The organism is Nocardioides aquiterrae (assembly GCF_039526625.1).
GTDB lineage: Bacteria > Actinomycetota > Actinomycetes > Propionibacteriales > Nocardioidaceae > Nocardioides > Nocardioides aquiterrae.
This window is the reverse complement of the sequence record NZ_BAAAJE010000033.1, coordinates 1-3,756: the sequence shown is the minus strand read 5'-3', so window position 1 is coordinate 3,756 and position 3,756 is coordinate 1. Positions and strand designations below refer to the sequence as shown.

At 59.3% G+C, this 3,756-nt stretch carries 4 protein-coding genes; 3 read left to right on the top strand and 1 reads right to left on the bottom strand.

What is annotated here, in order from left to right; genetic code table 11:
- Positions 1-137: 137 nt before the first annotated feature.
- The gene (locus ABD086_RS24260) at positions 138-851 is read right to left on the bottom strand and encodes a methyltransferase domain-containing protein (RefSeq protein ID WP_343911077.1); all 714 of its coding nucleotides are present in this window, start codon (positions 849-851) and stop codon (positions 138-140) included.
- Positions 852-867: 16 nt separating this feature from the next.
- Between ABD086_RS24260 and ABD086_RS24255 the strand changes: the two genes are divergently transcribed.
- Genes ABD086_RS24255 through ABD086_RS24245 form a run of 3 tightly spaced genes read left to right on the top strand, consistent with a single transcriptional unit; the run spans position 868 to position 2,617 of the window.
- Complete coding sequence (locus tag ABD086_RS24255; RefSeq protein ID WP_343911075.1) at positions 868-1,407, top strand: nucleoside/nucleotide kinase family protein; 540 nt, start codon at positions 868-870, stop codon at positions 1,405-1,407.
- Positions 1,404-2,108 (top strand): DUF5919 domain-containing protein, encoded by a 705-nt coding sequence (locus ABD086_RS24250; protein ID WP_343911073.1) that lies wholly within the window; start codon positions 1,404-1,406, stop codon positions 2,106-2,108. The genes ABD086_RS24255 and ABD086_RS24250 overlap by 4 nt, the downstream gene beginning before the upstream one ends.
- Positions 2,105-2,617, top strand: coding sequence for an NUDIX hydrolase (locus ABD086_RS24245; RefSeq protein WP_343911071.1), 513 nt, complete (start codon positions 2,105-2,107; stop codon positions 2,615-2,617). The genes ABD086_RS24250 and ABD086_RS24245 overlap by 4 nt, the downstream gene beginning before the upstream one ends.
- Positions 2,618-3,756: the final 1,139 nt, after the last annotated feature.

Sequence of the window (3,756 nt, the reverse complement as noted above, 5' to 3'; positions counted from 1 at the left end):
CGGAGGCGTCGAGCGCCTCGACGATGTCGTGGCACTCCTGCGCCGTGAACTGGTGCCGCTTAGCGTGTCGCCACCGCTCGTCGAGAACCGGGTTGCTATTCGATTCAATCGACTCAAGCCACAGCGTTCCGTTGTCCTCATGCGGCTGCCTCCACGACCAAGTGGAGCCAAGTTAGCGAGATCGCGTGATCTGCACCAAGACGCAACTCTCGCACTACGTCTGGCGAAGGGCGCAGCTTCGGCGGAAGGGGGTTGGGCGCCAGCGGGACTCTGAGCCGTGCTGCCCACTGCTGCAGAGACTCTCTGTACTCGAACCTACGCACGACAAGTTCACCGAACCCCGCGCCGTGCACAGCGTCGCGCAGTCCGCGTTCGGTGAAGACCGTCGAGCGGCCAGGGTCCAGGTAGGTGCCGATCGCGTGAACCCAGTCCGCGCTCGCCTGGCTCGGAGCAACCAATTGACCGATGTACATCAGCGCGTCGTCACACATGAACTCCAGAGCGTGAAGGAGCGCGACCTCAGGCGCGCTTGTGTAGTGGAGAAACTGGCGCATCAGAACCGTGTCGAATTCGTGACCGCCCTCTGCTGAGACCCAATCCGCAAGGATCGTGCGGCACCCGCGGGGGACGCGAGCGAGCATATGAGGGCTCCTGTCCAGGACAGTCACAGAGGGACGGGGTTCGACCTTTAGGAACTGGGAGCCGAGCGCGCCGGTGCCCCCTCCCACGTCGAGCACCGAACGGACGACGCGATCGCGCGTCAGGTCCTCCAAACAAACTTTCGAGAGCGCGGCGTCAGCAACCCACGGCGTAGACCGCTCGAAACTAATTGCTCGTGCGTCATCGACCATGGGCTACTGTCCCCTCGTGCCAACGTGTTCGCTGGGAACCTTCGTGTTCGTTGTCGGACACGATCGCGCAGGCAAGAGCACGGCTGCAAGAATTATAGGCGAGGAACTGGACCTTCCCGTCGTCGACTTAGGCGACGCCCTCCGGGAACTGCAGCGCCACCGGCCGGATCTCCCTGCGGACCCCTCCCAGGCTCTTGAGATTCTTCTTGGGGAGCGGCCGATGTTGGCAATAGACATCGTCGAGCGAACCAGCCAGCCGAACGTCATCATCACCGGAGTGAGAGACCCCAAAACGCTTGCGGACCTGACCGAATTACGAACAGGCCGAGTCGTCATAGCGATCGCCGCAACGTTAGCCGCCCGATCAGATCGGCCAGAGAGGCAGGAAATTCGCGAGTCCTTGGCCGAACGCGACAAGCGCCATCGCGCTTGGGGGCTGGACGCTGTATTAGCGGCCGCAGAGATCTCGATCGAAAATGACGGCTCCTTGGGCGACTTCGAGAATATAGTGCGTCGAGACGTTGCACCCTCCGTAGAAAAGAGGCTTACAAGATGAGTCGTCGAGACTTCTATATCAATCTGCTATTGAACTTGCTGGCGTCTATACTCTTTGCAGTAATCGTCCTGGCGCTCGGCAAGCTGAACGTAATCGACGCAGTCTTCCTCGGCTGCGGATTCGTGGCCGGAATCATCTTGGCATACATAGTCCGCGGCGCATTCCGCACTTCTACGCCAGGCGAACTCGAGACAGGTATAACGGAGATTTACGCCGCGCCAAACGAGGGTGTTGAACTGATGTTCAGCGGCGCGGAACACTCCATAGATTTCTGGGGCGTTTCTGCGAACAGAACGGGCAGAAGCGTCGCATCTCGAGATGCGATGCTGCGGGTAGGACGCAATGGCGGCCAGATACGATTCCTGTTACTGAACCCAGACTCTCCGCATCTCGCTAGGCGTGCGGCTGACGAGGGAGAAGATCCAGAGCCTTGGCGAACAGAAATCAGGGGCACCGTGACCAGACTCAAAGCACACGCTCACCAACACGGCTACTCGCTGGAGGTGCGATATTTCGACGCTTACCCCGTATGGAGAATGGTCACGATCGACAGGGATAGAATGACTCTAAACTGGTTTCTCCCCGGTCGGCCCGGTCATCATTCCCCAACCATAATGCTGTCAGGGAAACCTGATCTCGGCGTATTCAAGGCCTTTAAGCGAGAATTCGAAGAGCGATGGAACGAAGCTGATCCTGCATGATTACGCCCGTCGACCCCGCAAACGACCTCGTCGTCAAGTCCCTAAACTACCGCGGCCGAAATATCACATATGTCGACCATCCGGGCACTGCTGGCTGTCTTGTCTATGATGCCCGACGATTGAAGATCCTCCTCGTGAATCAGTTTCGTCCTGTCCTTTCTCGAGATACGCTCGAGATACCTAGCGGTATTATTGAACAGGATGAAAGCCCTCAGACGACTGCGACTCGAGAGACTTTAGAGGAGACCGGTTACCAAGTCTTCAACTTGAGGCCCCTGGTTGCATTGTGCTCAAGTGTGGGATTGACGACCGAGGTCGTTCATCTGTTCTGGTCCCGCGACTTTACGAGGACTGGCGCGAATCCCGAAACTGGAATCGATATCTCATGGTTGAGCATCGATGATGCTCTGGCCGCCGCCATGTCCTCTCCGTGGGTCGATGCCAAGACACTGGCGGGCCTGTTGACACTTCAGAACCTGTTGACTCGCCCAGATGGCCTAGGCCCGTGACAGAACAAGAAGGTGAAGCCCGGATTGTTGAAGCGTGGCGAAATTATGTAGACGGGCGGGGTCTTGAACGGGCCACTGCCTTGGGCCGGGTCCAGGCGAAATGGGTCGAAGAGGCGTTGCAGAACTCGCACCGTCCAGCACCGGCTACAGCGGCCAAAGTTCGGGCAGCCGCATATTCGCAGGTCGTAGACGCCTGTGAATTGGTTGCAACGGTGGCCAGCAGCACACCGGATGCCCACTCCGGTCACGTGATGATATTCCCACATCTTGGATATTCGAAGTTGATGCGCCCGTCTTTCCTGCAGAGTGCCGACCCGATGACTAAAGCCGCCTTGCACGCGGTGCCAAACCAAGAGCCATGGATTTGGAGACTGGCCACGGCATGGGGGGCCGCGCGCGCGATCGGAGTCTCAGATGTTCTATTCGTGGGCAATCGCTACCCCGGGGCTGCCGGACAGGCAGTGGATGCGCTCGGCGGCACTCTCGTGTTTGAAAAGGGAACTCCGGCGCGGGACGTCGTCGACGCAGTGGTCGACGCTGTTAGTAGGGACACCTCCAAATGCATAGGAATCTTCCCGGAGGGCGGCACGTCTGGTAAGAGGTCGCACGGGGGTCCTCATACTATCGAGAAGTTCAAGCCGGGGTTCCTAGCGCTTGCCAAAGAGCTCGATTTCCAAGTACTTGTGACCAGTCACTGGGTCGACCCGACGGGACGGTCTCATCTAAAAGTAGCGGACCTCGCTCCACGAGCGACTCCAAGTGAAGCGCGGGAGCAGATGGCTCGAGACATGGCCGACCTGGCATTGAACGGGGCGGCTCGTCGCGCCGGCCGTCGCTAGAACGCGCAACCGGTGTCTTACCATTTAGGAGACGTCGCAACCGCGGCTATCGTTATCGGCGCCTAGGTCATGCAAGGTCGTTCGGGCGAATCCTACTATCTCTGCCGTGCGGACGGGCCGGACAGGACCGTTCAATCAATACCGTCGGCTTCGCGCGCCGTAGCGCCGCTCGGAATACTGCCCCGCATCGCAGCTGGCCCGTCTTCAACTGTATCGGGGCTCAGCTGCTGCCGCCCGCTAGCTGTGATGCCCAGGCACGTTGTGCGATCGGATACGGCGAGCCGTAGATAGGTGAAGGCC